At 72.0% G+C, this 26793-nt stretch carries 20 protein-coding genes and 1 tRNA gene; 12 read left to right on the top strand and 9 right to left on the bottom strand.

Going from position 1 to position 26793, the window contains the following annotated elements; all coding sequences use genetic code 11:
- Positions 1-203 precede the first annotated feature (203 nt).
- Entirely contained in the window at positions 204-1307 is a 1104-nt protein-coding gene (locus ACZ5GT_RS32525) for a hypothetical protein (protein WP_469033489.1), read from the top strand.
- A 57-nt stretch (positions 1308-1364) separates the two neighbouring features.
- Here the strand turns inward: ACZ5GT_RS32525 and ACZ5GT_RS32530 are convergent, their stop codons facing one another.
- From ACZ5GT_RS32530 to ACZ5GT_RS32540, 3 genes are all read right to left on the bottom strand, one after another.
- The gene (locus ACZ5GT_RS32530; RefSeq protein WP_469033491.1) at positions 1365-2252 is read right to left on the bottom strand and encodes a hypothetical protein; all 888 of its coding nucleotides are present in this window, start codon (positions 2250-2252) and stop codon (positions 1365-1367) included.
- Between the two features lie 193 nt (positions 2253-2445).
- Positions 2446-3522 carry a metallophosphoesterase gene (locus ACZ5GT_RS32535; protein WP_469033493.1) on the bottom strand — a complete coding sequence of 359 codons (1077 nt, stop codon included), beginning with the start codon at positions 3520-3522 and terminating at the stop codon, positions 2446-2448.
- Between the two features lie 201 nt (positions 3523-3723).
- Complete coding sequence (locus tag ACZ5GT_RS32540) at positions 3724-4836, bottom strand: LacI family DNA-binding transcriptional regulator (RefSeq protein ID WP_469033495.1); 1113 nt, start codon at positions 4834-4836, stop codon at positions 3724-3726.
- 397 nt (positions 4837-5233) lie between these two features.
- Between ACZ5GT_RS32540 and hisC the strand changes: the two genes are divergently transcribed.
- The 5 genes from hisC (at position 5234) to ACZ5GT_RS32565 (ending at position 14129) form a co-directional block, all read left to right on the top strand.
- Positions 5234-6313: a histidinol-phosphate transaminase gene (hisC, locus tag ACZ5GT_RS32545; protein ID WP_469033497.1), complete on the top strand. Its 1080-nt coding sequence runs from the start codon at positions 5234-5236 to the stop codon at positions 6311-6313.
- A 496-nt stretch (positions 6314-6809) separates the two neighbouring features.
- On the top strand, positions 6810-8318 hold the full coding sequence (locus ACZ5GT_RS32550) for a cytochrome ubiquinol oxidase subunit I (RefSeq protein ID WP_469033499.1): 1509 nt from the start codon (positions 6810-6812) through the stop codon (positions 8316-8318).
- A 17-nt stretch (positions 8319-8335) separates the two neighbouring features.
- A complete protein-coding gene (gene cydB / locus ACZ5GT_RS32555) occupies positions 8336-9355 on the top strand; it encodes a cytochrome d ubiquinol oxidase subunit II (protein ID WP_360746556.1) in 1020 nt (339 codons plus the stop codon).
- Between the two features lie 80 nt (positions 9356-9435).
- Positions 9436-12930: a thiol reductant ABC exporter subunit CydD gene (gene cydD / locus ACZ5GT_RS32560; protein ID WP_469033502.1), complete on the top strand. Its 3495-nt coding sequence runs from the start codon at positions 9436-9438 to the stop codon at positions 12928-12930.
- A gap of 146 nt (positions 12931-13076) precedes the next feature.
- On the top strand, positions 13077-14129 hold the full coding sequence (locus ACZ5GT_RS32565) for a M23 family metallopeptidase (RefSeq protein ID WP_469033505.1): 1053 nt from the start codon (positions 13077-13079) through the stop codon (positions 14127-14129).
- Positions 14130-14249: 120 nt separating this feature from the next.
- On the opposite strand, the gene ACZ5GT_RS32570 is transcribed toward ACZ5GT_RS32565, so the two are convergent.
- The 4 genes from ACZ5GT_RS32570 to ACZ5GT_RS32585 all read right to left on the bottom strand — a co-directional run bounded on the left by ACZ5GT_RS32570 (position 14250) and on the right by ACZ5GT_RS32585 (position 18765).
- Entirely contained in the window at positions 14250-15137 is an 888-nt protein-coding gene (locus ACZ5GT_RS32570; RefSeq protein ID WP_469033507.1) for a Cof-type HAD-IIB family hydrolase, read from the bottom strand.
- Positions 15138-15236: 99 nt separating this feature from the next.
- Positions 15237-16154: an LLM class flavin-dependent oxidoreductase gene (locus ACZ5GT_RS32575; RefSeq protein WP_469033509.1), complete on the bottom strand. Its 918-nt coding sequence runs from the start codon at positions 16152-16154 to the stop codon at positions 15237-15239.
- Between the two features lie 41 nt (positions 16155-16195).
- Positions 16196-16744 (bottom strand): RNA 2'-phosphotransferase, encoded by a 549-nt coding sequence (locus ACZ5GT_RS32580; protein ID WP_469033591.1) that lies wholly within the window; start codon positions 16742-16744, stop codon positions 16196-16198.
- 245 nt (positions 16745-16989) lie between these two features.
- Positions 16990-18765 (bottom strand): SDR family oxidoreductase, encoded by a 1776-nt coding sequence (locus ACZ5GT_RS32585; protein WP_469033511.1) that lies wholly within the window; start codon positions 18763-18765, stop codon positions 16990-16992.
- 223 nt (positions 18766-18988) lie between these two features.
- Between ACZ5GT_RS32585 and ACZ5GT_RS32590 the strand changes: the two genes are divergently transcribed.
- The 6 genes from ACZ5GT_RS32590 to ACZ5GT_RS32615 all read left to right on the top strand — a co-directional run bounded on the left by ACZ5GT_RS32590 (position 18989) and on the right by ACZ5GT_RS32615 (position 23128).
- Positions 18989-19951 carry an ABC transporter ATP-binding protein gene (locus ACZ5GT_RS32590; protein WP_469033594.1) on the top strand — a complete coding sequence of 321 codons (963 nt, stop codon included), beginning with the start codon at positions 18989-18991 and terminating at the stop codon, positions 19949-19951.
- On the top strand, positions 19941-20849 hold the full coding sequence (locus tag ACZ5GT_RS32595) for an ABC transporter permease (protein WP_469033513.1): 909 nt from the start codon (positions 19941-19943) through the stop codon (positions 20847-20849). The genes ACZ5GT_RS32590 and ACZ5GT_RS32595 overlap by 11 nt, the downstream gene beginning before the upstream one ends.
- On the top strand, positions 20849-21760 hold the full coding sequence (locus ACZ5GT_RS32600) for an ABC transporter ATP-binding protein (RefSeq protein WP_469033515.1): 912 nt from the start codon (positions 20849-20851) through the stop codon (positions 21758-21760). Before ACZ5GT_RS32595 ends, ACZ5GT_RS32600 begins: the two co-directional genes overlap by 1 nt.
- A gap of 9 nt (positions 21761-21769) precedes the next feature.
- The gene (locus ACZ5GT_RS32605) at positions 21770-22489 is read left to right on the top strand and encodes an ABC transporter permease subunit (protein ID WP_469033518.1); all 720 of its coding nucleotides are present in this window, start codon (positions 21770-21772) and stop codon (positions 22487-22489) included.
- An 88-nt stretch (positions 22490-22577) separates the two neighbouring features.
- Positions 22578-22787, top strand: a complete 210-nt coding sequence (locus tag ACZ5GT_RS32610; RefSeq protein ID WP_469033520.1) for an SGM_3592 family protein — start codon at positions 22578-22580, stop codon at positions 22785-22787.
- A gap of 253 nt (positions 22788-23040) precedes the next feature.
- A tRNA-Ser gene (locus tag ACZ5GT_RS32615) sits at positions 23041-23128 on the top strand.
- Positions 23129-24357: 1229 nt separating this feature from the next.
- Here ACZ5GT_RS32615 and ACZ5GT_RS32620 read toward each other — a convergent pair.
- Both ACZ5GT_RS32620 and serS read right to left on the bottom strand, forming a co-directional pair.
- Complete coding sequence (locus ACZ5GT_RS32620; protein WP_469033522.1) at positions 24358-25161, bottom strand: HAD family hydrolase; 804 nt, start codon at positions 25159-25161, stop codon at positions 24358-24360.
- On the bottom strand, positions 25158-26435 hold the full coding sequence (gene serS, locus ACZ5GT_RS32625; protein ID WP_469033524.1) for a serine--tRNA ligase: 1278 nt from the start codon (positions 26433-26435) through the stop codon (positions 25158-25160). The genes ACZ5GT_RS32620 and serS overlap by 4 nt, the downstream gene beginning before the upstream one ends.
- Positions 26436-26793 lie beyond the last annotated feature (358 nt).

Below are 26793 nucleotides of genomic sequence, written 5' to 3' on the forward strand. Positions count from 1 at the left end.
CCCCCCCCCCCCCCCCCCCCCCCCCCTCCCCCCCCCCCCCCCCCCCCCCCCCCCCTACCCCCCCCCCCCCCCCCCTCCCCCCTGGCCCCCCCCCCCCCCCCCCCCCCCCCCCCGCACGCCCCCGTGCGAGCCAGGGTCCCGCGCCGCGTAACGGTCGGAACACGATGCCGCTCGGCGTCGCCAAGATCCTTACTGTCTCCCGTGTGGACGGGATCGATGTAGCCAACGGAGTCGCGGGCGCCGTCATCGGCATGGTGTTCGCCGTGCTGTTCCAGCAGCCGCTGCAGGACGCCTGGTACCGCCTGCGCAGACGCTCGGTGGGCGCGATCCGCGCCCTGGCGCGTGGGGACGAGTCGGGACCTGCCTGGCGCGCGTTCTCACTCGGCCCCCTGCAGACCTCCGCCCTGATCGTCGAGGGCGACGGAACGTCTCCGATACCGTCCGAGACGATCCACGTCCATGTGCTCGACGGCGAGGTGGAGCTGCCGCCGGACATGGTCCCCTGGCGAGCGGAGATCGCGGCGGAGAGCGAGACCCTGCGAGCGGAGGGACGCGCACCCCTGTGGAACGGACCCCGTTACGCGGTCGAGTCGTTCGACGTGTCGCGTACCGCTCTGGACGAGACGCCCGAAGTCCATCTGAGACTCAGGCCGACCGACTACTACACCTTCCTGGCCGCCCAGCAACTCGACCGCCGGCTGCCGGACGGTACGACGCCCCGTTCCCGCTACCTGGACCCGGACCGGCCGCTCGAGGCACCGGACTTCCTCCAGTGCAGCTTCGCCGTCAACATCGCCGTCGTCACCGCCGACGACATGCTGGTGGTGAGCCGGCGCAGCGACCGGGTGCGCATGGCCCCGGGCGTCTGGAACTCCTCCGTCAACGAGGGCCTGTCCCGCCACATCGACTCGTCGGGCAGGAACGCGCCGGACCTGCACGCTGTGGCCCGGCGGGGGATGCGGGAAGAGCTGTCCCTGGAGCCGCACGAGTACACGCTCGATCTCCTGGCCTTCGTGCTCGACGTCGACAAGCGACACTGGAGCGGTCACTTCCACGCCAGGCTGACGCAGCTCAGGAGCGCGGACCTGCAGGCGCGCATGAGCAGGGGCGTCGCGGACCGCTGGGAGCACCAGACCATCGACTACGTGCCCTTCCGCCCGGCAACGGTGATCAAGTACTTGATGCGGGACGACCGCGTCCACCGTTGGGCGCCCCTGGCACCGGCGCTGTTCCACCTCTCTCTCGTGCATGCCTACGGTCGTACGCCGGTGGAAAGGGCCGAGGCACAGGTCATCAGGCGTCTGTAGGCGCGGCATGCGCGCCCCCGGGGTCCGGAGGGCGCAGGCTGCGTGCGTCCGCCCGGGTCACTCCGGCCGGTGTTCCGGGCCTCCGAAGTCCGGGCTGGTGTAGTCCGGGCTCGTGAAGCTCGGGCGCGGGCCGGCGGCCGGTCCGTCGTCCGGGCTGCTGAAGCCCGGCCGGTCGTAGCCGAGTTGCGGCATGCGGCCGCTCGGCGTGGGCTGTGCCGTCCGGCGCAGTACGGCAGCGGTAGCGGGATCCTCGAGCGCCTCCCGCAGAAACGGGAGGATGCCGCGTTCCAGCAGGGCCTCGCGCCAGGCTTCCCTGGCCCGGAACACCTCCGCGCCCGCCTCCCCGTAGGACCCGGCGTCGAACGACGGCCTGTTGCGCAGGGCGGTGAGCAGAAGTCCGACGGCGGCGACGAGGACGGCGACCGCGGTCATGGCCCCGAACACCCACCCGGCGGTGAGCAGGGTCCTGCCGAACGCCTTGTGCGGGGCGAGCGACTTCAGGACGTAGCCGACGAGCAGGAAGATCGCCGCTGCTGCTCCGGCGAGGACCGGAGTCAGGACCGCGGCGACGGCGACGGCGCCCGCGCCGGCCGCCTCGGCGGTCGCGCCGGTCTCGGCTGTCTCGCCGAGCGTGGTGGCGAGCCCCAGCCCGCCCGGGCCCGGCTCGTCCCGGCCGGACGCGTGGGTGGACGACGGCGTGGACGGCGCCGGCCGGCGCAGTTCCTCGCGGACCTTCACGTAGTGCTGGTACTCGGCCGCCGCGGCGGCCGTGATGAGCGCGGTGGCGTTCAGCGCCATGGTGCGCAGCTGTTCGGAGTTGAGCCGCTGTCCCACAGCGGCGAGTTCCGGGCGGTGTGGTGCCAGGCGCAGCGCCTCATCGAGGATCCGCTCGTATTCCTGGCGGTCCTCGCTCAGCAGGTGCTGCGGAATGCTGTTCATGTGCATCCCCCGATGCTCCGTAGGGCTTGGGGCTCGCATGCCAACGAGCCGTCGGGCAGAAACGGAGGGGAGCCTGCTACGGATAAGCCGATGGTAGAGCGGTGGGGGCGCGCGGTGACAGGGGGTTTCCGGAAATTGGGCCCTGGCCTGCGCTGTTGGGAGCGCTCCCGCGGAGCGGGGAGGCCTGCGCGGCGAACGCTCAGGCCTCCAGCGGAAGCTGTTGGACCAGCAGTTTTCCGGCCATGGTCACTCCGCCGTCCATGGCGATGGCCAGTCCGTCGGCGTAGACGTGCGGTCCCTCGACCACCGGACGGCTGTCCTCTCCGCCGTCCTCGGAGCCGACCTGGCCGAGCAGATACGGGATGGGGCTGTGGCCGTGAACGATACGGGTGCCGCCGTACGTATTCAGCAGGGAGCGGACATGGTCGGCGCCGCCCTCGTCGCGGAAGGAGAAGCGCCTGGTGAACTTGCGGAAGAGGTCCCAGCACTCGTCCGCGTCGTTTCGGGTGAGCGTCTCGCGGATGGTGTCGTTGACCGCCTCGATCGAGTCGCCGTAGTCGAGGTAGGCGGTGGTGTCGGAGTGGACGAGCAGGTAGCCGTCGACCTCCTCGACGGCGTCGAGGCGGGCCATCCACTGCAGGTGGTGGTCCTGGAGGCGGTCCATGTCGGTCTTCTGGCCGCCGTTGAGCAGCCAGGCCGCCTGGAAGGTGGCGGTGCCCGCACCGGAGTTGACGGGCGTGTCGCCGAACCGCTTGGCGCCCAGCAGCAGCAGTTCGTGGTTGCCCATGAGGGCCTTGCAGTAGCCGCCGGCCGCGGCGGCCTCGGCGGACAGCCGCATCACGAGGTCGATGACGCCGATGCCGTCGGGGCCGCGGTCGGTGAAGTCGCCGAGGAACCACAGCCGGGCGGTGCCCGCGCTCCACCGGCCGGCCGCGTCGATGAGGCCCTTCTCCCGCAGGGCGGCCACCAGTTCGTCGAGGTAGCCGTGCACGTCGCCGACGACGTACAGCGGTCCGGGACCGTCGGCGTGTTGCGGCGCGGGCGCGGGGTCCGGGGCGACGGTCACCTGCAGCGTGTCACCGCGCTTGATGACGGGCAGGTCGCGCTCGGTGGGCGTGTAGCCCTCCGGATGGGCGGCCTCGTGCGGCGGGACGGCATTGCCGGGGTGCGTGCTGTGGCCGTACGGACCGGTCTCGTGGACGTACGCCGGCACCCGGAAGTCGCGCAGCGTCGCCGTCCGCTCCACCTCGGGTCCCTGACCGGCCCCCTGAGTCATCAGACCCCTCCACCATCGCGCCGCATCTGCACCGCATCGGACTGCCTGGTCGCAGCGGCCCGCGGTGTCGTGGGCCCATCATAGGAACGCGGATCGTGCCATGTGATGACCCCGGGGTGCTCAATCGGAACAAGAGTCCAGTTGGCTGTGGCTTTCGCCCCGGTTGGGCAGGGCTTCGGCCGTCTGCCGACCGTGCCTGTTCTATTCCTCCTCGGATGACCGCGGCGGGCTGACGGTCGTCCGCTGCGGGCGCCGCTGCGAGGAGGTCCGCACGATCAACTCCGTCGGTATCACCTGCTCGACCGGTTGGTCCGATTCGACCCCCTCGATCGCGTCGATGAGGAGCTGCACCACGGCCGTGCCGATCCGGCGCGGTTTCAGCGACAGCGTGGTGATGGGGGGCTCGGTGTTGGCGTACACGGTGGACTCGCTGCAGCAGACCAGAAGCAGGTCGTCCGGTACACGCAGGCCGTAACGGCGTGCGGCGGCCAGCAGATCGGTGCCGTTCGGGTCGAACAGGCCGTAGACGGCGTCGGGCCGGTCGGGGCGGGCGAGCAGCCGGTCGGCGGCGACGGCGCCCGCGCACGGGTCGTGCGCCGGGTAGGCCTCGTACACCGGGTCCTGGCCGACGCGCTCGCACCAGCGCAGGTAGGCCGTGGTCGAAAGGTGGGTGTACGTGTCCGTGGTGGTGCCCGTCAGCAGGCCGATGCGGCGGGCGCCGGCGTCGGCCAGGTGGTCGAGGATGCCGAGGACGGCGGCCTCGTGGTCGTTGTCGACCCAGGCGGTGACCGGGAGCGCGCCGGCCGGGCGGCCGTCGGAGACCACGGGTAACCCCTGCCGGACCAGTTCGCTGACGACCGGGTCCTGGTCGGAGGGGTCGATGACGACCGTGCCGTCCAGGGCGACGTTCGACCACACGTCGTGCCGCGAGGTCGCGGGCAGGATGACGAGCGCGTAGCCGCGGGCGAGCGCGGCGGAGGTGGCGGCGCGGGCCATCTCGGCGAAGTAGGCGAACTCGGTGAAGGTGAAAGGTTCATCCCCGTACGTCGTCACGGTCAGACCGATCAGACCGGACTTGCCGGTGCGGAGGGTCCGGGCGGCGGCCGAAGGGCGGTAGCCCAGCCGGTCGGCGACCTCGCGCACATGGCGCCGGGTGGCGTCCGGGAGCCTGCCCTTGCCGTTGAGGGCGTCGGAGACGGTCGTGATGGAGACTCCGGCGGCGGCGGCCACATCTCTGATGCCCGCCCGGCCCGGCCGGCTGCCTCGCCGTGAGGTTTCCGCGCGGCTCACCTGGTGCTTCCCTGCTGCTGTCATGGCGAGCCGATAGTAGGGCTCATGCGGTGGGGTAGGGCGGACGCATATGCACGCGTTGACAGGCACGTTTCTGCATGGTCATTTGTCACTAACACCCTCTGAAACGAAGACAGTTGAGCGATTCGATGGCATTACGTGACTTGTCGGCACGCATGAGCCTGCCAAGTCACCGATGTTTCGAAGAGGTCTCAACTCACCTTCACGAGCGATGCGCGCCACGGCGCGAGCCACCGGCGCGTAGATATATGTGACAGCGCCCCTGGTCTTGTGCTGATTCGTCCGGCGATGCCCGTGATGTCGTCGGAAACCACGAGGTCAGCGCGCACCTGTACGCAACGGCCTCGAATCCTCATAAGGTGAGAAGTATTGGATGCCGGTGGTCATGAGGAGGACTGCGGTGAGCGAGACGAGCCCCAAGCTGCGCGCCGAGCTGGAGGGTATCCCCACCTACAAGCCGGGCAAGCCCGCCGCGGCCGGGGGACCGGTGGCCTACAAGCTGTCCTCCAACGAGAACCCCTACCCCCCGCTGCCGGGTGTGATGGAGACCGTGGCGGCCGCCGCCTCCTCCTTCAACCGCTACCCCGACATGGCCTGCACGGGCCTGATGGAAGAGCTCGCCGAGCGCTTCGCCGTCCCGGTCTCCCACCTGGCCACCGGCACCGGCTCGGTCGGCGTCGCCCAGCAGCTCGTCCAGGCGACCTCCGGGCCCGGCGACGAGGTCGTCTACGCCTGGCGGTCCTTCGAGGCCTACCCGATCATCACGCAGATCAGCGGCGCGACGTCCGTGCGGGTGCCGCTGACGCCCGGTGACGTGCACGACCTGGACGCGATGGCGGACGCGGTCACCGACCGGACCCGTCTGATCTTCGTCTGCAACCCCAACAACCCCACCGGCACCGTCGTGCGACGGGCCGAGCTGGAGCGGTTCCTCGACCGGGTGCCCTCCGACGTGCTGGTCGTGCTGGACGAGGCCTACCGCGAGTTCATCCGCGACCCCGAAGTGCCCGACGGCGTGGCGCTCTACCGCGACCGGCCGAACGTCTGCGTCCTGCGGACCTTCTCCAAGGCCTACGGCCTCGCGGGCCTGCGCGTCGGTTTCGCGATCGCCCACGAGCCGGTGGCGGCGGCGCTGCGCAAGACCGCGGTGCCCTTCGGGGTGAGCCAGATCGCGCAGGAGGCGGCCATCGCCTCGCTGCGTGCCGAGGACGAGCTGATCGGCCGGGTCGGCTCGCTGGTGTGCGAGCGCACGCGCGTGGTCGACGCGCTGCGCGCCCAGGGCTGGACGGTGCCCGAGACCCAGGCCAACTTCGTCTGGCTGCGGCTGGGGGAGCGCACGGTCGCCTTCGCGGCGGCGTGCGAGCAGGCGGGCGTCGTCGTGCGGCCGTTCGCGGGCGAGGGCGTGCGGGTGACGATCGGGGAGACCGAGGCGAACGACATCTTCCTGAAGGTGACGGAAGGGTTCCGCAAGGAGCTGTAGCCCTCGTCGCGACACGGGCCCGTGCGGCGACGGGATACGCCGGCCGCACGGGCTTCCGCATGTGCTGCGTCGGGTGCACGGGTCTGGGTCGGGCGCACGGGCCCGCGTCGGCGGCACCGGCCATGTCGGTGCGGGCCTGCGTCGGCCGCACGGGCCATGTCGGCGCGGGTTGACGTCAGCCGCATGGGCCCACCTCGGCGCGGGCCCGAGAGGAACCTCACAGGTGAGCGCGGCGCGGCCCGCCCATCGCCCGCCGCCCCCACGGCGACCGCCCCTGAGCAGCCGTTTCGGCGCCATGGGCCGGGTGGCCCTGTCCCTGGGGGGCCGGTCGGTCGGACCTGGGGACCCCCCGCCCATCCACGTCCGAACGGGTATGCGTCATAATTCCTTGTGAATGTGAACGCGTTCACAAACGTGTCCCGGTTGCTCCGTTTCCACTCTTTTACCCCGGAGCACGCTGCCGCTTGTGACCACGGCCACGTAAGGAGACCATGACGTGGAAATGGCTTTGGCGCCGGAGACACTGGCGCGCTGGCAGTTCGGTATCACCACCGTCTACCACTTCCTCTTCGTCCCGCTGACGATCTCGCTCGCCGCCCTCACGGCCGGCCTGCAGACCGCCTGGGTGCGCACGGACAAGGAGAAGTACCTCAGAGCGACGAAGTTCTGGGGCAAGCTCTTCTTGATCAACATCGCGATGGGCGTGGTCACCGGCATCGTGCAGGAGTTCCAGTTCGGCATGAACTGGTCCGACTACTCACGCTTCGTCGGCGACATCTTCGGCGCACCTCTCGCCTTCGAGGCGCTCATCGCCTTCTTCTTCGAGTCCACCTTCATCGGTCTGTGGATCTTCGGCTGGGACAAGCTGCCGAAGAAGCTCCACCTGGCCACCATCTGGATGACCGCGATCGGCACGATCCTGTCGGCGTACTTCATCCTCGCGGCCAACTCCTGGATGCAGCACCCCGTCGGCTACAAGATCAACCAGGCGAAGGGCCGTGCCGAACTCACCGACTTCTGGCACGTGCTGACCCAGAACACCGCACTCACCCAGGTCTTCCACACGCTGTCCGCGGCCTTCCTCACCGGCGGCGCCTTCATGGTCGGCATCGCCGCCTGGCACCTGTTCCGCAAGAAGCACGTGGCCGTGATGAAGACCTCGCTGCGGCTGGGCCTGGTCACCGTCGTCATCGCGGGTCTGCTCACCGCGGTCAGCGGCGACTTCCTCGGCAAGGTCATGTTCAAGCAGCAGCCGATGAAGATGGCCGCCGCCGAGGCGCTGTGGGACGGTCAGGACTCGGCGCCGTTCTCGGTCTTCGCCGTCGGCGACGTGGACAAGGGTCACAACTCGGTGGCCATCGAGGTGCCGGGACTCCTGTCCTACCTGGCCGACAGCAACTTCACCTCGCACGTCCCCGGCATCAACGACGTCAACAAGGCCGAGCAGCAGAAGTACGGGCCGGGTGACTACCGCCCGGTCATCCCCGTCACCTACTGGGGCTTCCGCTGGATGATCGGCTTCGGCATGGCGTCCTTCGCCATCGGCCTGGCCGGCCTGTGGATGACCCGCAAGAAGTTCATGCTGCCGCAGCACCTGCGCGTCGGTGAGGACGAGGTGCCGCACCTGGTCCTGTTCAAGAACAAGGCGCTCAACCCCAAGATCGGCAGGCTGTACTGGCTCGCCGCCATCTGGACCCTGGGCTTCCCGCTGCTCGCCAACTCCTGGGGCTGGATCTTCACCGAGATGGGCCGTCAGCCGTGGGCCGTCTTCGGTGTCCTGCAGACCAGCAGCGCCGTCTCCCCCGGCGTCTCGCAGGGCGAGGTCCTCACCTCGATGATCGTCTTCACCGTGCTCTACGCCGTCCTCGCCGTCGTCGAGGTCAAGCTCCTGGCGAAGTACGTCAAGGCCGGCCCGCCCGAGCTCACCGAGGCCGACCTCAATCCGCCCACGAAGATCGGCGGCGACACCCGTGACGCCGACAAGCCGATGGCCTTCTCGTACTAGGCCGAGGAGCTGAAGTCATGCACCTTCACGACGTCTGGTTCATCCTCATCGCCGTCCTGTGGATCGGCTACTTCTTCCTCGAGGGCTTCGACTTCGGGGTCGGCATCCTCACCAAGCTGCTCGCCCGCGACCGGCCCGAGCGGCGGGTGCTCATCAACACCATCGGGCCCGTCTGGGACGGCAACGAGGTCTGGCTGCTCACGGCGGGCGGCGCTACCTTCGCCGCCTTCCCCGAGTGGTACGCCACGCTGTTCTCCGGCTTCTACCTGCCCCTGCTGATCATCCTGGTCTGCCTGATCGTGCGGGGTGTCGCCTTCGAGTACCGGGCGAAGCGGCCCGAGGAGAACTGGCAGCGCAACTGGGAGAACGCGATCTTCTGGACCTCGCTGATCCCCGCGCTGCTGTGGGGCGTGGCCTTCGGCAACATCGTGCGGGGCGTCAAGATCGACCAGAGCCGCGAGTACGTCGGCACCTTCTGGGACCTGCTCAACCCGTACGCCCTGCTCGGCGGAGTGGTGACGCTGACGCTGTTCACCTTCCACGGGGCGGTGTTCACGGCCCTCAAGACGCTCGGGGACATCCGGGAGCGGGCGCGCAAGCTGGCCCTGCGGGTCGGTCTCGCCACCGCTGTGTCGGCGCTGGTCTTCCTGCTGTGGACGCAGATCGACGGCGGGGACGGCAAGAGCCTGGTCGCGCTGGTCGTGGCGGTCGCCGCGCTGGTCGCCGCCCTCGTGGCGAACCAGGCCGGACGCGAGGGATGGTCGTTCGCCCTCTCCGGGGTCACCATCGTGGCGGCCGTGGCGATGCTCTTCCTGACGCTCTTCCCGAACGTCATGCCGTCCTCGCTCAACAGCGACTGGAGCCTCACGGTCACCAACGCCTCGTCGAGCCCGTACACCTTGAAGATCATGACCTGGTGCGCGGGGATCGCCACGCCGATCGTGCTGCTCTACCAGGGCTGGACCTACTGGGTGTTCCGCAAGCGGATCGGTACGCAGCACATCGCCGCCGACACTGCCGCCGGGGCTGTGCACTGAATCTGCCGGGGAGGGTGTTTCACGATGATCCGCCATGTTTCACGTGAAACACCCTCCCTGAACCGAAGGGCATGTTTCACGTGAAACCGATCGATCCGCGCCTCCTTCAGTACGCCCGTGCCACCCGCTTCTTCCTGATGGCGGTAGTCGGCCTGGGCGCCGTCGGCGCCGGGCTGGTCATCGCGCAGGCGATGCTCATCGCCGAGACGGTGGTGGGCGCCTTCCAGCACGGCATGTCGGTCGCCGAACTCCGTACTCCCCTGCTGTTGCTGGCGGCCGTGGCGGGCGGGCGGGCGCTGGTGTCCTGGCTCACCGAACTCGCCGCGCACCGCGCGAGCGCGGCAGTGAAGTCGGAACTGCGCGGACGGCTGCTGGAGCGCAGCGTGGAACTGGGCCCCGGCTGGCTCGGCGGGCAGCGGACCGGATCGCTCGTCGCCCTGGCCACCCGCGGGGTCGACGCCCTCGACGACTACTTCTCGCGTTACCTGCCGCAACTGGGGCTGGCGGTGGTCGTGCCGGTGGCGGTACTGGCGCGGATCGTCACCGAGGACTGGGTCTCGGCGGCCATCATCGTCGCGACGCTCCCCCTCATCCCCGTCTTCATGGTCCTGATCGGATGGGCCACGCAGTCCCGGATGGACCGTCAGTGGCGGCTGCTGTCCCGGCTCTCCGGGCACTTCCTGGACGTCGTCGCCGGCCTGCCGACGCTGAAGGTGTTCGGGCGGGCCAAGGCGCAGGCCGAGTCGATCCGGCGCATCACCGGCGAGTACCGCCAGGCCACCATGCGCACCCTGCGGATCGCCTTCCTGTCCTCCTTCGCCCTGGAACTGCTGTCGACGCTGTCGGTGGCGCTGGTCGCCGTGACGATCGGCATGCGCCTGGTGCACGGCGAGATGGACCTCTACATCGGCCTGGTCATCCTGGTCCTCGCCCCGGAGGCGTACCTCCCGTTGCGCCAGGTCGGCGTGCGGTACCACGCGGCCGCCGAGGGACTGGCCGCCGCCGAGGAGATCTTCGCGGTCCTGGAGACGCCGGTGCCCGCCTCGGGGACCGGCGTGGTGTCGGCGGGCGCCCTCGCCTTCGAGGGGGTGACCGTCCGCTATCCGGGGCGCGCCGACGACGCCGTCTCGGACGTGTCCTTCGCCGTCGCGCCCGGAGAGACGGTCGCGCTCGTGGGGCCGAGCGGCGCGGGTAAGTCGACGCTGCTGAACGTCCTCCTCGGCTTCGTGCGGCCGACCGGGGGGCGGGTGTCGGTCGGGGGAGCCGACCTCGCCGACCTCGACCTGGAGCAGTGGCGGTCACGGATCGCGTGGGTGCCCCAGCGCCCGCACCTGTTCGCGGGCACCATCGCCGAGAACGTACGGCTGGCCCGCCCCGACGCCGACGACGACGCCGTGCGGCGCGCGCTGGCGGACGCCGGGGCACTGGAGTTCGTGGACGCGCTGCCCGACGGCGCGGCCACGGTGCTCGGCGAGGACGGCGCCGGACTGTCCGCCGGGCAGCGGCAGCGGCTCGCGCTGGCCCGGGCATTCCTCGCGGACCGGCCGGTGCTGCTGCTCGACGAGCCGACGGCGGCCCTGGACGGGGCCACCGAGGCCGGGATCGTCGAGGCCGTGCGGCGGCTGGCTGTGGGGCGGACGGTGCTGCTGGTGGTGCACCGGCCGGCGCTGCTGGGCGTGGCCGACCGGGTCGTGCGGCTTCCGGAGCCGGCGCCCGCCGCCCAGGCGGAACACGCCACGACCGAGGTGCGCGGCGCCGGAGGGACGACGTCCGCCGCCCCCGCCGCCCCGCTCGAGCCCGAGACCGCGCAGGCGCCCGCGGGCAGCCGGAACGTCCTCGCCCGGGTCCGGGCCATGTCCGCGGCGCGCCGCGGCCGCCTCGCCCTCGCCCTGCTGCTCGGCAGCCTCGCCCTCGGCAGTGCCGTCGGGCTCATGGCCACCTCCGGCTGGCTCATCTCCCGGGCCTCGCAGCAGCCGCCGGTGCTGTACCTGATGGTCGCCGTCACGGCGACGCGGACCTTCGGCATCGGACGCGCCGTCTTCCGCTACGGCGAGCGGCTCGTGTCGCACGACGCCGTGCTGCGAATGCTGGCCGACACCCGGGTCGCCGTCTACCGCAGGCTGGAGCGGCTGGCGCCCGCCGGACTGCGGCGGACCCGCCGCGGTGATCTGCTCTCGCGGCTGGTCGCCGACGTGGACGCGCTGCAGGACTACTGGCTGCGCTGGCTGCTGCCCGCGGGCGCCGCGGCCGTCGTCTCCGCCGTGTCCGTCGGCTTCACCGCCTGGCTGCTGCCCGAGGCCGGCGCCGCGCTCGCCGTGGGTCTGCTCGCGGCCGGGGCCGGCGTCCCGTTGGTGACCGGCGCCGTGGCCCGGCGCGCGGAGCGCAGGCTCGCCCCCGCCCGCGGGGTGCTGGCGACGCGGGTGACCGACCTGCTCACCGGCACCGCGGAGCTGACCGTGGCCGGCGCGCTGCCCGCGCGCACCGCCGAGGCGCGGCGGGCCGACGGAACGCTCACCCGGATCGCTTCGCGCGCCGCCACCGCGACCGCGCTCGGCGACGGGCTCACCGCCCTGCTGTCCGGCCTGACGGTCACCGTCGCCGCCCTCGTGGGCGCCCGGGCGGTCGCCGACGGGCGGCTGGACGGCGTGGCCATGGCCGTCGTCGTCCTCACCCCGCTGGCCGCCTTCGAGGCCGTGCTCGGGCTGCCGCTCGCCGTGCAGTACCGGCAGCGGGTGCGCAGGAGCGCGGAGCGCGTGTACGAGGTGCTGGACACCCCCGAACCCGTACGGGAACCCGAGCAGCCGCGGCAGGCGCCCGCCTCGCCGTTCCCGCTCGTCGTCCGCGGCCTGGCCGCCCGGCACGCCGGACAGGACCGGGACGCGCTGGCCGGCGTCGACCTGACGCTGGAGCAGGGGCGCCGGATCGCCGTCGTCGGGCCCTCCGGCTCCGGCAAGACGACGCTGGCCCAGGTGCTGCTGCGCTTCCTGGACGCCGACGCCGGTTCCTACACGCTGGCCGGTGTGGACGCGTACGCGCTCGACGGCGACGACGTACGGCGGTTCGTCGGGCTGTGCGCCCAGGACGCGCACCTCTTCGACAGCTCCGTGCGCGAGAACCTGCTGCTCGCCAAGAAGGACGCCACCGAGGACGAACTGCGCGCCGCCCTGAGGCGCGCCCGGCTGCTGGAGTGGGCCGACAGCCTGCCCGACGGGCTCGACACGCTCGTCGGGGAGCACGGGGCGCGGCTGTCGGGCGGGCAGCGGCAGCGGCTGGCGCTGGCCCGCGCGCTGCTCGCCGATTTCCCGGTCCTGGTCCTCGACGAGCCCGCGGAACACCTCGACCTGCCGACGGCCGACGCGCTCACCGCCGACCTGCTGGCGGCCACCGAGGGCCGCACGACGCTGCTGATCACCCACCGGCTGGCCGGCCTGCGGGCCGTCGACGAGGTCGTCGTGCTGGACGCGGGGCGGGTCGTGCAGCGCGGAACGTACGCGGAACTGGCCGTCACGGGCGGGCCGTTGAGCGACATGCTGGAACGCGAGGAGCAGTCCGAGGCGCTGGCGGCAGCGCGGTAGCGGCCGGGGCCGGACTCGGCCGATGCTGGCCCGGCGTGGCCCGGCGTGGGCCGGCGTGGCCCGGACTGGGCCGTTCGGGGCCGGCGGTCCCCCAGGTGTACGACGTGAACAGGCGCGCGGGACCGTCGCGGGTCACGATCGCTGACATGTGCTCACCTCGCCCTCGGCCCCTGCTCGTTGTCGCGCTGCTGTGCGCGCTGACGGCGCCCTCGGCGCGGCCGGCCGCGGCGGAGGACGACGGTGGCGACGACACGACGGTCAGCGCGCGGGTGGTCCGGCTGTACCAGGACGCGGCGGTGGCGACGCAGCAGTACGAGAAAGGCCGGCAGGAGGCCGAGGCGCAGCGGGCGCGGAACCAGCGGCTGGAGACGCTGCTGAAGCGTGAGCGGCGGGAACTCGGCGTCCTGCGCGACGGCCTCGGGCGCATCGCCCGCGCCCAGTACCGCAGCGGCGGCGGGCTGCCGCTGTCGGCGCGGATCGTCCTCGCGAGGAGCCCGGACGAGCTGATGCGCGGTCAGCACCTCTTCTCCCAGGCGAGTCTGGTGCTCGACAACGCGCTGGACAGGAGCCGTCGGGCCGAGGCCCGGCTCGCCGCGGACGAGGCCAGGGCGGCGTCGGCGTGGCGGTCGCTGAGGAAGCGCACCACCGAGCTCGCCGCCATGAAGGAGGCCATCGAGCGCCTGCTCGAGGAGGCGCGGTGGCAGTTGCAGGGCCAGGCGGACGCGGCGGCCGCCGCGGGCGCCTGCCGTGGCGCGGTCCACCTCGACCAGCCACCGGCCCGGCCCGCGGGCGCGTGGGTCGCGCCCGTGGAGGACTACGTCCTGTCCGCCGGCTTCGGCAGCGGGGGCACGCGCTGGGCGAACCGGCACACCGGGCAGGACTTCGCGGTCCCCATCGGCACGCCGGTGCGGGCGGTCGGCGCCGGGCGCGTGGTCCGGGTGTCGTGCGGCGGCCCCTTCGGCATGGAGGTCGTGATCGAGCATGCGGGCGGCTACTGGACGCAGTACGCCCACCTCGCCGCCGTCGCCGTCGACCAGGGCGAACGCGTGACCACCGGGCAGTGGATCGGGCAGTCCGGCACCACGGGCAACTCCACCGGCCCGCACCTGCACCTGGAGGTGCGGGTCACGCCGGACGCGGGATCGGCGGTGGACCCGGTGCCGTGGCTGACGGCACGAGGAGTGCCCCTGGGCGGGTAGCGCGGACCCCGGCCCGTGAGGCCGGAGCGATCCGGACGGCAGGGCCAGCGTCGCCGGAGCGGTCCGGACGGCAGGGCCCGCGACGCCGGAATGATCCGGACGGCAGTGTCGGCGACAGGCCTACAACCACTCCGCCAGCATCTGCTCGATCACGATCGCCACGCCGTCGTCGTTGTTGGCGACCGTCCGGCCCGAGGCCGCGGCGACCACGTCCGGGTGCGCGTTGCCCATCGCGTACGAGCGGCCCGCCCAGGTGAGCATCTCGACGTCGTTCGGCATGTCTCCGAAGGCGACGACCTCCTCGTGCGAGATGCCCCGCTCGGCGCAGCACAGGGCCAGCGTGCTGGCCTTGGAGACGCCGGGGCCGCTGATCTCCAGCAGTGCGCTGGGGCTGGAGCGGGTGACGTTGGCGTGCTCGCCGACGGCGAGGCGGGCGGTGGTCAGGAAGCCGTCCGGGTCGAGGTGGGGATGGTAGGCGAGGATCTTCAGCACCGGCTCGGTGGCGGCCGGCCCCTCCGACGCGAGGATCTCCTCGGCGGGCAGCAGATGGTTCGGGATCTCCATGTGCAGCTTGGGATAGTCGGGCTCCTGGTGGAAGCCGTACGTCTGCTCCACCGCGTACACCGTGCCCGGCGCGGCCTCGCGCAGCAGCTGTACGACGTGCAGCGCGTTGTCCCGGGCCAGGTCGCGCACCGTGACGAACCGGTGGGCGCCGGGGCCGTCGTGCAGGTCGACCACGGCGGCGCCGTTTCCGCAGATGGCCAGGCCGTGGCCGTGGACGTGTTCGCTGACGACGTCCATCCAGCGGGCCGGGCGGCCGGTGACGAAGAAGACCTCGATGCCCGCCTCCTCGGCGGCGGCGAGGGCGGCGACCGTGCGCGGGGAGACCGACTGGTCGTCCCGCAGCAGGGTGCCGTCGAGGTCGGTGGCGATCAGCCGCGGCGGTGCGAGGGCGGCCGGGGGCTCGGGCTGGCGGGTCGCTGAGGTCACCCGCTCATTCTCCCGCATATGCGCGCACGGCCGTGCGGGAGACCGCACATGTGAGTGATTACCGCCGTCGACTACGTCGTTTTCGACCTTTTCGACCCCGCCCGGGAAGGGCCGGCGTCATCCTTCCCCGGTCAGTCCGAGCTGCGCCGGGGCCTCCGTCGCGATCCGCTCGAAGGTCTTCTCGTCCGCGGCGAAGTCCGAGTCGGGGATGGGCCAGTGGACCACGATCTCGGTGATGCCCAGCTCCCGGTGGCGGCCGGCGAAGTCCACGAACGCGTCCAGCGACGCCAGCGGACGGCCTCGGTCCGGGGTGAACCCGGTGAGCAGGATCTTGTCCATCCCGGCCGCGTCCCGCCCGATCGCGGCGCAGGCGTCGGCCAGCCTTTCGGCCTGTCCGCGAATGGCCCGAACCGACTGTTCGGGCGTGCCGTTCTCGTACAGCTTCGGGTCGCCGGTGGTCACCCACGCCTGCCCGTACCGTGCGGCCAGGCCCAGCCCGCGCGGCCCGGTCGCGGCCACCGCGAAGGGCAGCCGGGGCCGCTGCACGCAGCCGGGGATGTTGCGCGCCTCGTGCGCCGAGTAGAAGTCGCCCTCGTACGACACCGACTCCTCGGTCAGCAGCCGGTCCAGCAGTGACACGAACTCGGCGAACCGGTCGGCGCGTTCCCGCGGCGTCCAGGGCTCCTGACCCAGCACCGTGGCGTCGAAGCCCGTGCCGCCCGCCCCGATGCCGAGTGTGACGCGCCCGCCGGAGATGTCGTCGAGGGAGATCAGCTCCTTGGCGAGGGTCACCGGATGCCGGAAGTTCGGCGAGGTCACCAGGGTGCCCAGGCGCATCCGCTCGGTCACGGCCGCGGCCGCGGTGAGCGTCGGCACGGCGCCGAACCACGGTCCGTCCCGGAAGGTGCGCCAGGACAGGTGGTCGTAGGTGTACGCGGCGTGGAAGCCGAGCTGCTCCGCGCGCAGCCATGTCTCACGTGTCCCCTCGTGCCAGCGGCGGTACGGCAGGATCACGGTGCTCAGACGCAGACTCATGTCCCGAGCCTATGCGGCCCGCCCGGTTTCACGTGAAACGGTCAGTGCGACCCCGGGAAGCGGAGGTAGCGCGGCGGCACGGTCTTCGTCAGCCAGACCCCGTTGGCGCTGACGTGGAAGACATGGCCGTCGCGGTGCATGGCGGCCGCGTCCACGGACAGCACGACGGGCCTGCCCCGGCGGGCGCCCACGCGGGTCGCCGTCTCACGGTCGGGCGAGAGGTGCACATCGTGCCGGTTCATGGGCCGCAGGCCCTCGGCGCGGATCGCGTCCAGATGGCGGGCCACGGTCCCGTGGTAGAGGTACGGCGGCGGGGTCGCCGGGTCCAGGCCGAGCTCCACCTCGACGCTGTGACCCTGGCTGGCGCGGATCCGGGTGCCCTCGACCGCGAAGCGCCGCTTGTCGTTCGTGGCGACCACATGGTCCAGCTCCTCGCGGGTGAGGCGGAATCCGTGCGCGGCGGCCGCGGCGATCAGCGCGTCGATCTCGACCCAGCCGCCCTCGTCCAGCGTCAGCCCGATCCGCTCCGGCTGATGCCGCAGGTGTTTCGAGAGGTACTTCGACACCTTCACGGTGCGTCTGTCGTCCACGTCCATGCCGCCAGGGTGCCGGGAGAGACGCGGATCACGCGAAGGATTTTCCTCCCGACGTTTGATCCACAGCCGAGGGCTGTTTTCCACAGGGGAAACGGGCGCCTCTGTGGACAAAGAGCGCCGACCGCCGACGGCCACAGCCGACCACAGGCCGCCGAAGCCGACCACAGGCCGCCGAAGCCGACCACAGGCAGCCAAAGGCGGTCACAGACGGCCCTGCCGACGCGGGGCCGGCATGGCCCTCACAGCGGCGGCCTCAGCCGGGCCACGGCCCGCAGCGTCCTCGGCGTGAACCTCGACAGCGCGTACATAGTGCGGGCCTCCGGCGTCACCGGCACGACGGCCCGGTCGCGCGCCACCGCCCGCAGGATCGCGTCGGCCACCTTCTCCGGCGGGTAGTTCCGCAGCCCGTACAGTCGCGCCGACTTCTTCCGGCGCCGCTTCTCCTCCTCCGCGCCGACACCGGCCCAGCGCGCGGTGGAGGTGATGCCGGTGTTGACGAAGCCCGGGCACACGGCGGTGACCCCGATGCCCTGCCCGGCCAGCTCGGCGCGCAGGCACTGGCTGAGCATCAGCACGGCGGCCTTGGAGGTGCTGTAGGCGGGCAGCGCCCTGGAGGGCTGGTACGCCGCCGCCGACGCGACGTTGACGATGTGGCCGCCCTGCCCGCGCGCTGCCATCTGCCCGCCGAAGAGGCGGCAGCCGTGGATGACGCCCCACAGATTGACGTCGAGGACCTTCCTCCAGTCCTCGGGGGTCGTGTCCAGGAAGGAGCCCGCCAGCCCGATCCCGGCGTTGTTCACCAGGACGTCCACCACGCCGTACTCGGCGGCCACGGTGGCCGCGAGCTTGTCCATGGCCTGCTCGTCGGAGACGTCGGCCGTCTGCGCCCACGCCTCGGCGGCCCCGGCCCGCCGGGACAGCTCGGCGGTGCGCGCCGCGGCACCGGCGTCCCGGTCGACGGCCACCACACGCGCCCCGGCCCCGGCGAAGGCGATCGCGGTGGCCCGTCCGATGCCGCTGCCCGCGCCGGTGACCAGAACGAGCTGCCCGGCGAAGCGGTCGGCGTACGCGCCGGCCGCGACCGGCGCCCCGGGCGCGCCGCCCTCGACGGAGGTCGCGCCGCCCTCGACGGAGCTGACGAAGTCGTCGATCAAGGCGGCCACCCGGTCCGGCCGGGTGCGCGGGATCCAGTGCCCGGCGGGAAGGGTGCGCCGGGTCAGCCGCGGCACCCACCGCTCAAGATCGTCGTAGAGCCGCTCCGACAGGAACGGGTCGTGCAGCGGCGTGACGAGCTGCACGGGCGCGTGCGCGTGCGCGTCCGTGCGCGGCCGGCGCAGCCTGGCCCGCACGTTGTCCCGGTACAGCCACGCGCCGTGCGCCGCGTCGGAGGGCAGCGAGGAGGTGGGGTAGTCGCCGCCGGGGACCTTCTCCAGGCGCCGCAGGATGCCCGGCCAGCGCTTGCCGAGCGGGCCGCGCCAGGCCAGCTCCGGCACGGCCGGGGTGTGCAGCAGGTACACGTACCAGGACTTGGCGCCCTGGCCGAGGAGCTGGCCGATGCGGCGCGGGGTCGGCCGCCGCACGCGCCGGTCGATCCAGTGCCCGAAGTGGTCCAGCGACGGCCCGGACATCGACGTGAAGGACGCGACGCGCCCCTTCGTGCGCGCGGCGGTGACGAACTCCCAGCCCTGCACCGAGCCCCAGTCGTGTCCCACCAGGTGCACCGGGCGGTCCGGGCTGACCGCGTCGGCCACCGCCAGGAAGTCGTCCGTCAGCTTCTCCAGCGTGAACCCGCCCCGCAGCGGCCGCGGCGCCGTCGACCTGCCGTGGCCCCGGACGTCGTACAGCACGACGTGGAAACGGCCCGCCAGCCGCGGCGCGACCTCGGACCACACCTCCTTGCTGTCCGGGTAGCCGTGCACCAGGACCACCGTCGGCCGCCCCGGGTCCCCCAGTTCGGCGACGCACAGCTCGATGCCGCCGGTCCTCACCCTGCGCTCCCGTGCGCCCTCCAGCACTGTGGCCTCTCCTTCGCCGCCGTCCCGACCCCGGTGAATGTGGCAGTTGTTAGAGCGAACGTCAACAGTGCGCCCCGTGAAGTCCCGTGGGAGCGCGGACGGCGGCGGGTAGCCCTCAGGCAGGGGTTCCCTCAGGGGTCCGTACAACTCCAGACGGACGCCCAACCGGCTCTCCGGTCTGACGACCCGAGCGGTCGCGGTCACTACCGTCGGACCCGTGACTGTGATCGCGACCGAAAGCCTGAGCAAGCGGTTCCCGCGGGTGACCGCGCTCGACCGGCTCTCCATGGACGTCGGGCCCGGTGTGACCGGACTCGTCGGCGCCAACGGAGCCGGCAAGTCCACCCTGATCAAGATCCTGCTGGGGCTGTCCCCGGCGAGCGAGGGCCGAGCCGAGGTGCTCGGACTCGACGTCTGCACCAAGGGCGCCGCCATCCGCGAGCGGGTCGGCTACATGCCGGAGCACGACTGCCTGCCGCCCGACGTCTCGGCCACCGAGTTCGTCGTGCACATGGCCCGCATGTCCGGCCTGCCGCCCACCGCCGCCCGCGAACGCACCGCGGACACCCTGCGCCACGTCGGCCTGTACGAGGAGCGCTACCGCCCCATCGGCGGCTACTCCACCGGCATGAAGCAGCGCGTCAAACTCGCCCAGGCCCTGGTGCACGACCCGCAGCTGGTCTTCCTGGACGAGCCGACCAACGGCCTCGACCCGGTCGGCCGCGACGAGATGCTCGGCCTGATCCGCCGCATCCACACCGACTTCGGCATCTCGGTCCTGGTCACCTCCCACCTGCTGGGCGAGCTGGAACGCACCTGCGACCACGTCGTCGTCATCGACGGCGGCAAGCTGCTGCGCTCCAGCCGCACCACCGACTTCACGCAGACCACCACCACGCTCGCGGTCGAGGTCACCGACACCGACGAGCACCCCGACGGCACGCGCGCGCTGCGCGAGGCGCTCGCCGCGCGCGGGGTGGACGTCGAGGCCGGCAGCGGACTGCCCGGCGCCGGACACATCCTGCTGCTGACCGCGCGGGGCGAGGACACCTACGACCTGGTGCGCGACCTGGTCGCCGACCTCGGCCTCGGCCTGGTGCGCATGGAACAGCGCAGGCACCACATCTCCGAGGTCTTCACCGACCACGACACCGACCGGAAGGAGGCCGTCGGCCATGGCAACTGACCACCCCGCAGCCGCCGTACCGGGTGACCAGACCCGCATCCACAACATCGGCTACCGCTCCTACGACGGCCCCCGCCTCGGCCGCTCCTACGCCACCCGCTCGCTGTACTCGCAGTCCCTGCGCGGCGCCTACGGCCTCGGCCGCTCGGTGAAGTCCAAGGTGCTGCCGATGCTGCTGTTCGTGGTGATGTGCGTGCCCGCGGCCATCATGGTCGCCGTCGCGGTCGCCACCAAGGCCAAGGACCTGCCCGTCGACTACACCCGCTACGCGATCATCATGCAGGCCGTCATCAGCCTCTACGTCGCCTCGCAGGCGCCCCAGGCCGTCTCGCGCGACCTGCGCTTCAAGACGGTGCCGCTGTATTTCTCCCGCCCGATCGAGACCGCGGACTACGTGCGCGCCAAGTACGCCGCACTGGCCTCGGCGATGTTCGTCCTCACCGCGGCCCCGCTGCTCGTGCTCTACGTGGGCGCGCTGCTGGCCAAACTGGACTTCACCGACCAGACCAAGGGGTTCGCGCAGGGACTCGTCTCGGTGGCGTTGCTCTCGCTGCTGTTCTCCGGCATCGGCCTGGTCATCGCCTCGGTCACCCCGCGCCGCGGCTTCGGCATCGCCGCCGTGATCGCCGTCCTGACCATCTCCTACGGCGCCGTTTCCACGCTCCAGGCCATCGCCGACGCGCAGGGCAGCACCGGCGCGGTCCCGTGGATCGGTCTGTTCTCGCCGGTCACGCTCATCGACGGGCTCCAGTCCGCCTTCCTCGGCGCCGACTCGGCCTTCCCCGGCGCGGTCGGCCCCGGCAACGGCGAAGGCGCCGTGTACGTCCTCGTCGTCCTCGGTCTGATCGCCGCGTGCTACGGCCTCCTGCTGCGCCGCTACCGGAAGGTGGGCCTCTGATGACCGTCCTCTCCATCGACCACGTCTCCCGCTGGTTCGGCAACGTGGTCGCCGTCAACGACATCACCATGACCATCGGCCCCGGCGTCACCGGCCTCCTCGGCCCCAACGGCGCCGGGAAGTCCACCCTCATCAACATGATGGGCGGCTTCCTGGCCCCCTCCACCGGCTCCGTCACCCTCGACGGACAGCAGGTGTGGCGCAACGAGTCGATCTACCAGCACATCGGCGTCGTCCCCGAGCGCGAGGCGATGTACGACTTCCTCACCGGCCGCGAGTTCGTCGTCGCCAACGCCGAGCTGCACGGCCTCGGCGCCAAGGCCGCCCAGCGGGCGCTGGCCACGGTCGAGATGGAGTACGCGCAGGACCGGAAGATCTCCACCTACTCCAAGGGCATGCGCCAGCGCGTGAAGATGGCCAGCGCCCTCGTGCACGACCCCTCGCTGCTGCTCCTGGACGAGCCCTTCAACGGCATGGACCCGCGCCAGCGCATGCAGCTGATGGACCTGCTGCGGCGCATGGGCGACGAGGGCCGCACCGTGCTGTTCTCGTCCCACATTCTCGAAGAGGTCGAGCAGCTCGCCTGGCACATCGAGGTCGTCGTCGCGGGCCGGCACGCGGCCAGCGGCGACTTCCGCCGGATCCGCCGCCTGATGACCGACCGGCCGCACCGCTACCTGGTGCGCTCCAGCGACGACCGCGCCCTCGCGGCCGCGCTGATCGCCGACCCCTCGACGTCCGGCATCGAGGTCGACCACGCCGAGGGCGCGCTGCGCGTCCAGGCCGTCGACTTCGGCCGCTTCACGGCGCTGCTGCCCCGCGTGGCCAGGGACCACGGCATCCGGCTGCTGACGGTCTCGCCGTCCGACGAGTCCCTCGAGTCCGTCTTCTCGTACCTCGTCGCGGCGTAGGAGGCCCTGATGTACGACCCCACAGTCGCCCGGCTCACCTACCGGGCCCTGCTCGGCCGCCGCCGGGCCCTCATCCTGGGCGCCCTGCCCCTGCTGCTGATCGTGATCTCCGTCGCCGTCCGCGCCCTCGCGGGCGCCGACGACCAGACCGCCTCCGACCTGCTGGGCGGTCTCGCGCTCGCCACGATGGTGCCGATCATCGGCGTCATCGCCGGCACCGGCGCCATCGGACCGGAGATCGACGACGGCTCGGTGGTCTACCTGCTGTCCAAGCCGGTGAAACGCTCCACGATCATCTTCACCAAGCTGATCGTGGCGATCGCGGTGACGATGGTGTTCTCGGCGCTGCCGACCCTGATCGCGGGCTTCGTCCTGAACGGCAACGGTCAGCAGATCGCCGTCGCCTACACGGTCGCGGCCCTGGTCTCCTCGATCGCCTACGCGGCGCTGTTCCTGCTGCTGGGCACCGTCTCCCGGCACGCCGTCGTCTTCGGCCTCGTCTACGCCCTGGTCTGGGAGGCCCTGTTCGGCTCCCTGGTCGCCGGGGCGCGCACGCTGAGCGTCCAGCAGTGGTCGCTGGCGGTGGCCCACAAGGTCGCCGGCGGGGACCTGGTGACCTCGGACGTCGGACTGACCACGGCGATCGTGCTGCTGGTCGCCGTCACCGTCCTCGCCACCTGGTACGCCGGCCAGAAGCTGCGCTCGCTCACCCTCGCCGGCGAGGAGTGACAGGCCCGGTCCGGTCCTGACGGGGACTTCACCCCCGTCAGGACAGACTGGGTGAGGGACGTTCGGCGGGGGACCGGGAGGGACGACGATGGCCGACGACTGGGACGACCTGGACGACCTGGTGCTGGACGAGGACTTCGTACGGGCCGCCGGGACCACCGAGCCGTCGGCCCGGGCCCGCATGCTCGCCGCGCGCTGGCGGTCCGAGGCGCCCGAGCCGCAGCCGTGGCGCTCCGACGAGCCGCCGGCCGGCTGGTTCTTCAGCAAGGCCCGCAGGCGCCGGTGGCGGCGCCGCTGACCGCCGTTTTATTCGGTGGCGTCCGACTCGTCCCGCGGGCAGAGTGGAGATGTCCACGACGCCGGACCGAGCCGGCGCCACGCACTGGGGAGGGGTCCGGCATGTCGATGCACGACAACCCGCCGGGCTCCCCGCAGGGCAGCCCGGAGCGGGCTCCGGTGTAATCACCTCACCGTCGAGCCCGCCGCTCACGAGAGCTGCCCGGGCGGCCGCTTCGAGCACGCGATGTCGCACTCGCGTGGGCCGCCCACCCGGAGGATTGGCCGAGCGGTAAGGCACCGGCTCACTGAGCCGTGGTCGGGCCTGAGCAGCCCGCGCACGTTCGATCCGTGCATCCTCCACGAGACGTTGTCACTGGGACTGGGCGGTGTTGCGGGGTCCCCGCCCGCGTTGGGACCCGCGCCCGCGTTGCGGGGACCTGCGCCCGTCGCGGGGAGGCCGCGCCTGTGTCGCGGGGACCTGCGCCCGTCGCGGGGAGGCCGCGCCTGTGTCGCGGGGACCTGCGCCCGTCGCGGGGAGGCCGCGCCTGTGTTGCGGGGGCCGCGCCCGTCGCGGGGAGGCCGCGCCCGCCGCGGGACCCGCGCCCGTGTTGCGGGGTCCGCGTCCGTCATGGGGGGCCGGGCTTGTGTGCGGGGAGCCGCGCTCGTCATGAGGGAGCTGCCCATTCGTGTCGCCGGAGCCCCTTCCTGCCATAGGGGCCCGCGCCTGATGCGGGAGCCGGGCTTGTGTTGCGGGAGCCCGCTCCTGTCATGGGCGTCCGCGGCTGTCGCGGGGGAGGCTGTGCCCGTGGTCGCGGGGGTCCGCCCCCGTCGCAGGGAGGCCGCGCCTGTGTTGCGGGGTCCGCGCCTCTCATGCGGGAGTCGTGCCTGTGGTTGTGGGGGTCCGTGCTCGTCGCGGTTGTGGGGGTCCGTGCTCGTCGCGGCGAGCCGTGTCTGTGTTGCAGGGTCCGCGGCCGTCGCGGGGGGAGGCCGCGTCTGCGTTGTGGGGTCCGCGGCCGTCGCGGGGGGAGCCGCGCCTGTGCTGCAGGGTCCGCGCCTGTCATGGGTGCGGGCTTGTGTTTCGGGGGCCCGCGCCCGTCGCGGGGGGAGGCCGTGTCTGCCTTGCAGGGTCCGTGCCCGTAGCGGGGAGGCCGCGTCTGTGTTGCGGGGGTCCGCCCCCATCACGGGGCCCCGGGCTTGTTTCGCGGGGAGGCGCGCTCGTCACTGGGAGCCGCGCCCAGGGGGAAGACATGCCGCGCCCAGGGGGAAGACATGCCGCGTCCGCAGGGAAGACGCACCGCGTCCGCGGGTTAGGCACCCCGGGCTCATGAAGAGGACACCACGCCCCCATGGGTGAGGCGCCCGGGGCTCATGGGGAACGCCCCGCGTCCGTGGGGGAACGCCCCGCGTCCGTGGGGGAACACCCCGCGTCCATGCGGAAAGGCACCCCGCGTCCATGCGGAAAAGCACCCCGCGCCCGTGGGGCAGACGCCCGCGTCTGTCGGGCAGACGTCCGTGGGGCAGATGCCCGCGTCTGTGGGGTACCCCGGACCCGTGAGGCCTGCCCGGCACAAGCGGGGGGTCGGGCGGTGTCAGGTCAGCCAGCGTTCCAGGACCACCGCGATGCCGTCCTCCTCGTTGGACGACGTCACCTCGTCCGCGACCGCCCTCAGTTCCTGGTGGGCGTTGGCCATGGCCACACCCCGGGCCGCCCAGGCGAACATCGGGACGTCGTTGGGCATGTCGCCGAAGGCGATCGTGTCTGCGGCCTTCAGGCCCAGCCGGCGGGCGGCCAGGGACAGCCCCGTCGCCTTCGACAGCCCCAGCGGCAGCAGCTCCACGATGCCCTCGCCCGCCATCGCGACCGTGACGAAGCCGCCCGCCGCCTGGCGGGCCGCCTCGGCGAGCTCGTCGTCGGAGAGCCGCGGGTGCTGGATGTAGAGCTTGTTCAGCGGGGCTGCCCACAACTCGGACACGTCCGACAGCGGAGTGGAGGGCAGATTGCCGGTGACCGCGTAGCCGTCCCCGACCAGCACCTCGCCGTCCAGGCCGTCCCGGCTCGCCGCGAGGAACAGCGGGCCGACCTCCGCCTCGATCTTGGCCAGGGCCACCGCGGCCAGCTGCCGGTCCAGGGTGACGGACGTCAGCAGCCGGTGCTCCCCCGCGTGGTAGACCTGCGCGCCCTGGGCGCACACCGCGAGGCCTCGGTAGCCGAGGTCGTCGAGGATGTGCCGGGTCCAGGGCGCCGCGCGGCCGGTGACGACGATGTGGGCGGCGCCCACCGCCGTGGCGGCGGCGAGCGCGTCCCGGGTGCGCCGTGAGATCGACTCGTCGGACCGCAGGAGCGTGCCGTCGAGGTCGGTGGCGACGAGGGCGTAGGGGAAGGCCGCGCTCACTTGGCGACCGGCTCCAGGACCTCCCGGCCGCCCAGGTACGGGCGCAGCACCTCGGGCACCCGCACGGAGCCGTCGGCCTGCTGGTGGTTCTCCAGGATCGCCACGATGGTGCGCGGTACGGCGCACAGCGTGCCGTTCAGCGTCGCCAGCGGCCTGACCTGCTTGCCGTCGCGGAACCTGATCTGCAGGCGGCGGGACTGGAACTCGGTGCAGTCCGAGGTCGAGGTCAGCTCGCGGTACTTGCCCTGGGTCGGGATCCACGCCTCGCAGTCGAACTTCCGCGCGGCCGAGGAACCCAGGTCACCGCTGGCGACGTCGATGACGCGGAACGGCAGCTCGAGCGAGGTCAGCCACTGCTTCTCCCACTCCAGCAGACGCCGGTGCTCCTCCTGCGACTCCTCCGGCGTCACGTAGGAGAACATCTCGACCTTGTCGAACTGGTGCACGCGGAAGATGCCCCGCGTGTCCTTGCCGTGCGAACCGGCCTCGCGGCGGAAGCAGGGCGAGAAGCCCGCGTAGCGCAGCGGCAGGCGGTCCGCGTCGATGATCTCGTCCATGTGGTACGCGGCCAGCGGGACCTCGGACGTGCCGACGAGGTAGAGGTCGTCCGCGTCGAGGCGGTAGACGTCCTGCGCCGCCTGGCCGAGGAAGCCGGTGCCGGCCATCGACTGCGGGCGCACCAGCGCCGGGGTGAGCATCGGGGTGAAGCCGGCCGCCGTGGCCTGCGCGATCGCCGCGTTCACCAGCGCCAGCTCCAGCAGCGCGCCCACGCCGGTCAGGAAGTAGAAGCGGGAGCCGGAGACCTTGGCGCCGCGCTCCACGTCGATCGCGCCGAGGAGCTGGCCCAGCTCCAGGTGGTCCTTGGGCTCGAAGCCCTCGGCGCCGAAGTCGCGGATGGCGCCGTGCGTCTCCAGGGTGACGAAGTCCTCCTCGCCGCCCACGGGCACGTCCGGGTGGACGAGGTTGCCGAGCTTCTGCAGCAGTTCCTGCGTCTCGGTGTCGGCCGCGTCGCGTTCGGCGTCGGCCGTCTTGACGTCGGCGGCGAGCCGGCTCGCCTTCTTCAGCAGCTCGGCCTTCTCGTCTCCCGAGGCCTTGGGGATGAGCTTGCCGAGCGCTCTCTGTTCGGCGCGCAGTTCGTCGAAGCGGACGCCGGACGACCTGCGCCGCTCGTCGGCGGAAAGGAGCGCGTCGACGAGTGCGACGTCCTCTCCACGGGCACGCTGCGAGGCGCGCACACGGTCGGGGTCCTCACGGAGCAGGCGAAGGTCAATCACGGAGTCAAGGCTACCGGTGCGGGGGTACGGCCCACGACTCACTATCCGGGTCGCGCGGCTCTCCGGCTCGATCTCCGTCCGGCGAACGGGACTTGGCGGCCACTGGCGGCGGACGTTGTCCACAGCGGGAGTCGTTCCCCGGAAAGTTATCCACAGGGTGTGTGGAAGATCTGTGGATATCGGAATTGATCAATCCGAATGTCGCCCGCGATGCGGGCGACCCCCGGTGTAAACCTGGATTCTTCACCCTTTCGGGTGGAAATACATCGTCTCAATGGGTTGACCAAAGGAAAAGAATGGGCGAAGGGCGCCCCGGGGATCGATGAACCCGGAAGGGGTCCGCACGAAGATTTGTCGA

It is taken from the genome of Streptomyces sp. NPDC031340, from assembly GCF_055569945.1.

Coding starts and splice junctions, on each gene's coding strand:
- ACZ5GT_RS32540 (WP_469033495.1), bottom strand. CDS start 4,836: ATGACAGCAGCAGGGAAGCACCAGGTGAGCCGCGCGGAAACCTCACGG.
- ACZ5GT_RS32575 (WP_469033509.1), bottom strand. CDS start 16,154: ATGAGTCTGCGTCTGAGCACCGTGATCCTGCCGTACCGCCGCTGGCAC.
- ACZ5GT_RS32570 (WP_469033507.1), bottom strand. CDS start 15,137: ATGCGGGAGAATGAGCGGGTGACCTCAGCGACCCGCCAGCCCGAGCCC.
- ACZ5GT_RS32530 (WP_469033491.1), bottom strand. CDS start 2,252: ATGCACATGAACAGCATTCCGCAGCACCTGCTGAGCGAGGACCGCCAG.
- ACZ5GT_RS32600 (WP_469033515.1), top strand. CDS start 20,849: ATGACCGTCCTCTCCATCGACCACGTCTCCCGCTGGTTCGGCAACGTG.
- ACZ5GT_RS32595 (WP_469033513.1), top strand. CDS start 19,941: ATGGCAACTGACCACCCCGCAGCCGCCGTACCGGGTGACCAGACCCGC.
- ACZ5GT_RS32535 (WP_469033493.1), bottom strand. CDS start 3,522: ATGACTCAGGGGGCCGGTCAGGGACCCGAGGTGGAGCGGACGGCGACG.
- ACZ5GT_RS32605 (WP_469033518.1), top strand. CDS start 21,770: ATGTACGACCCCACAGTCGCCCGGCTCACCTACCGGGCCCTGCTCGGC.
- cydB (WP_360746556.1), top strand. CDS start 8,336: ATGCACCTTCACGACGTCTGGTTCATCCTCATCGCCGTCCTGTGGATC.
- ACZ5GT_RS32565 (WP_469033505.1), top strand. CDS start 13,077: ATGTGCTCACCTCGCCCTCGGCCCCTGCTCGTTGTCGCGCTGCTGTGC.
- ACZ5GT_RS32610 (WP_469033520.1), top strand. CDS start 22,578: ATGGCCGACGACTGGGACGACCTGGACGACCTGGTGCTGGACGAGGAC.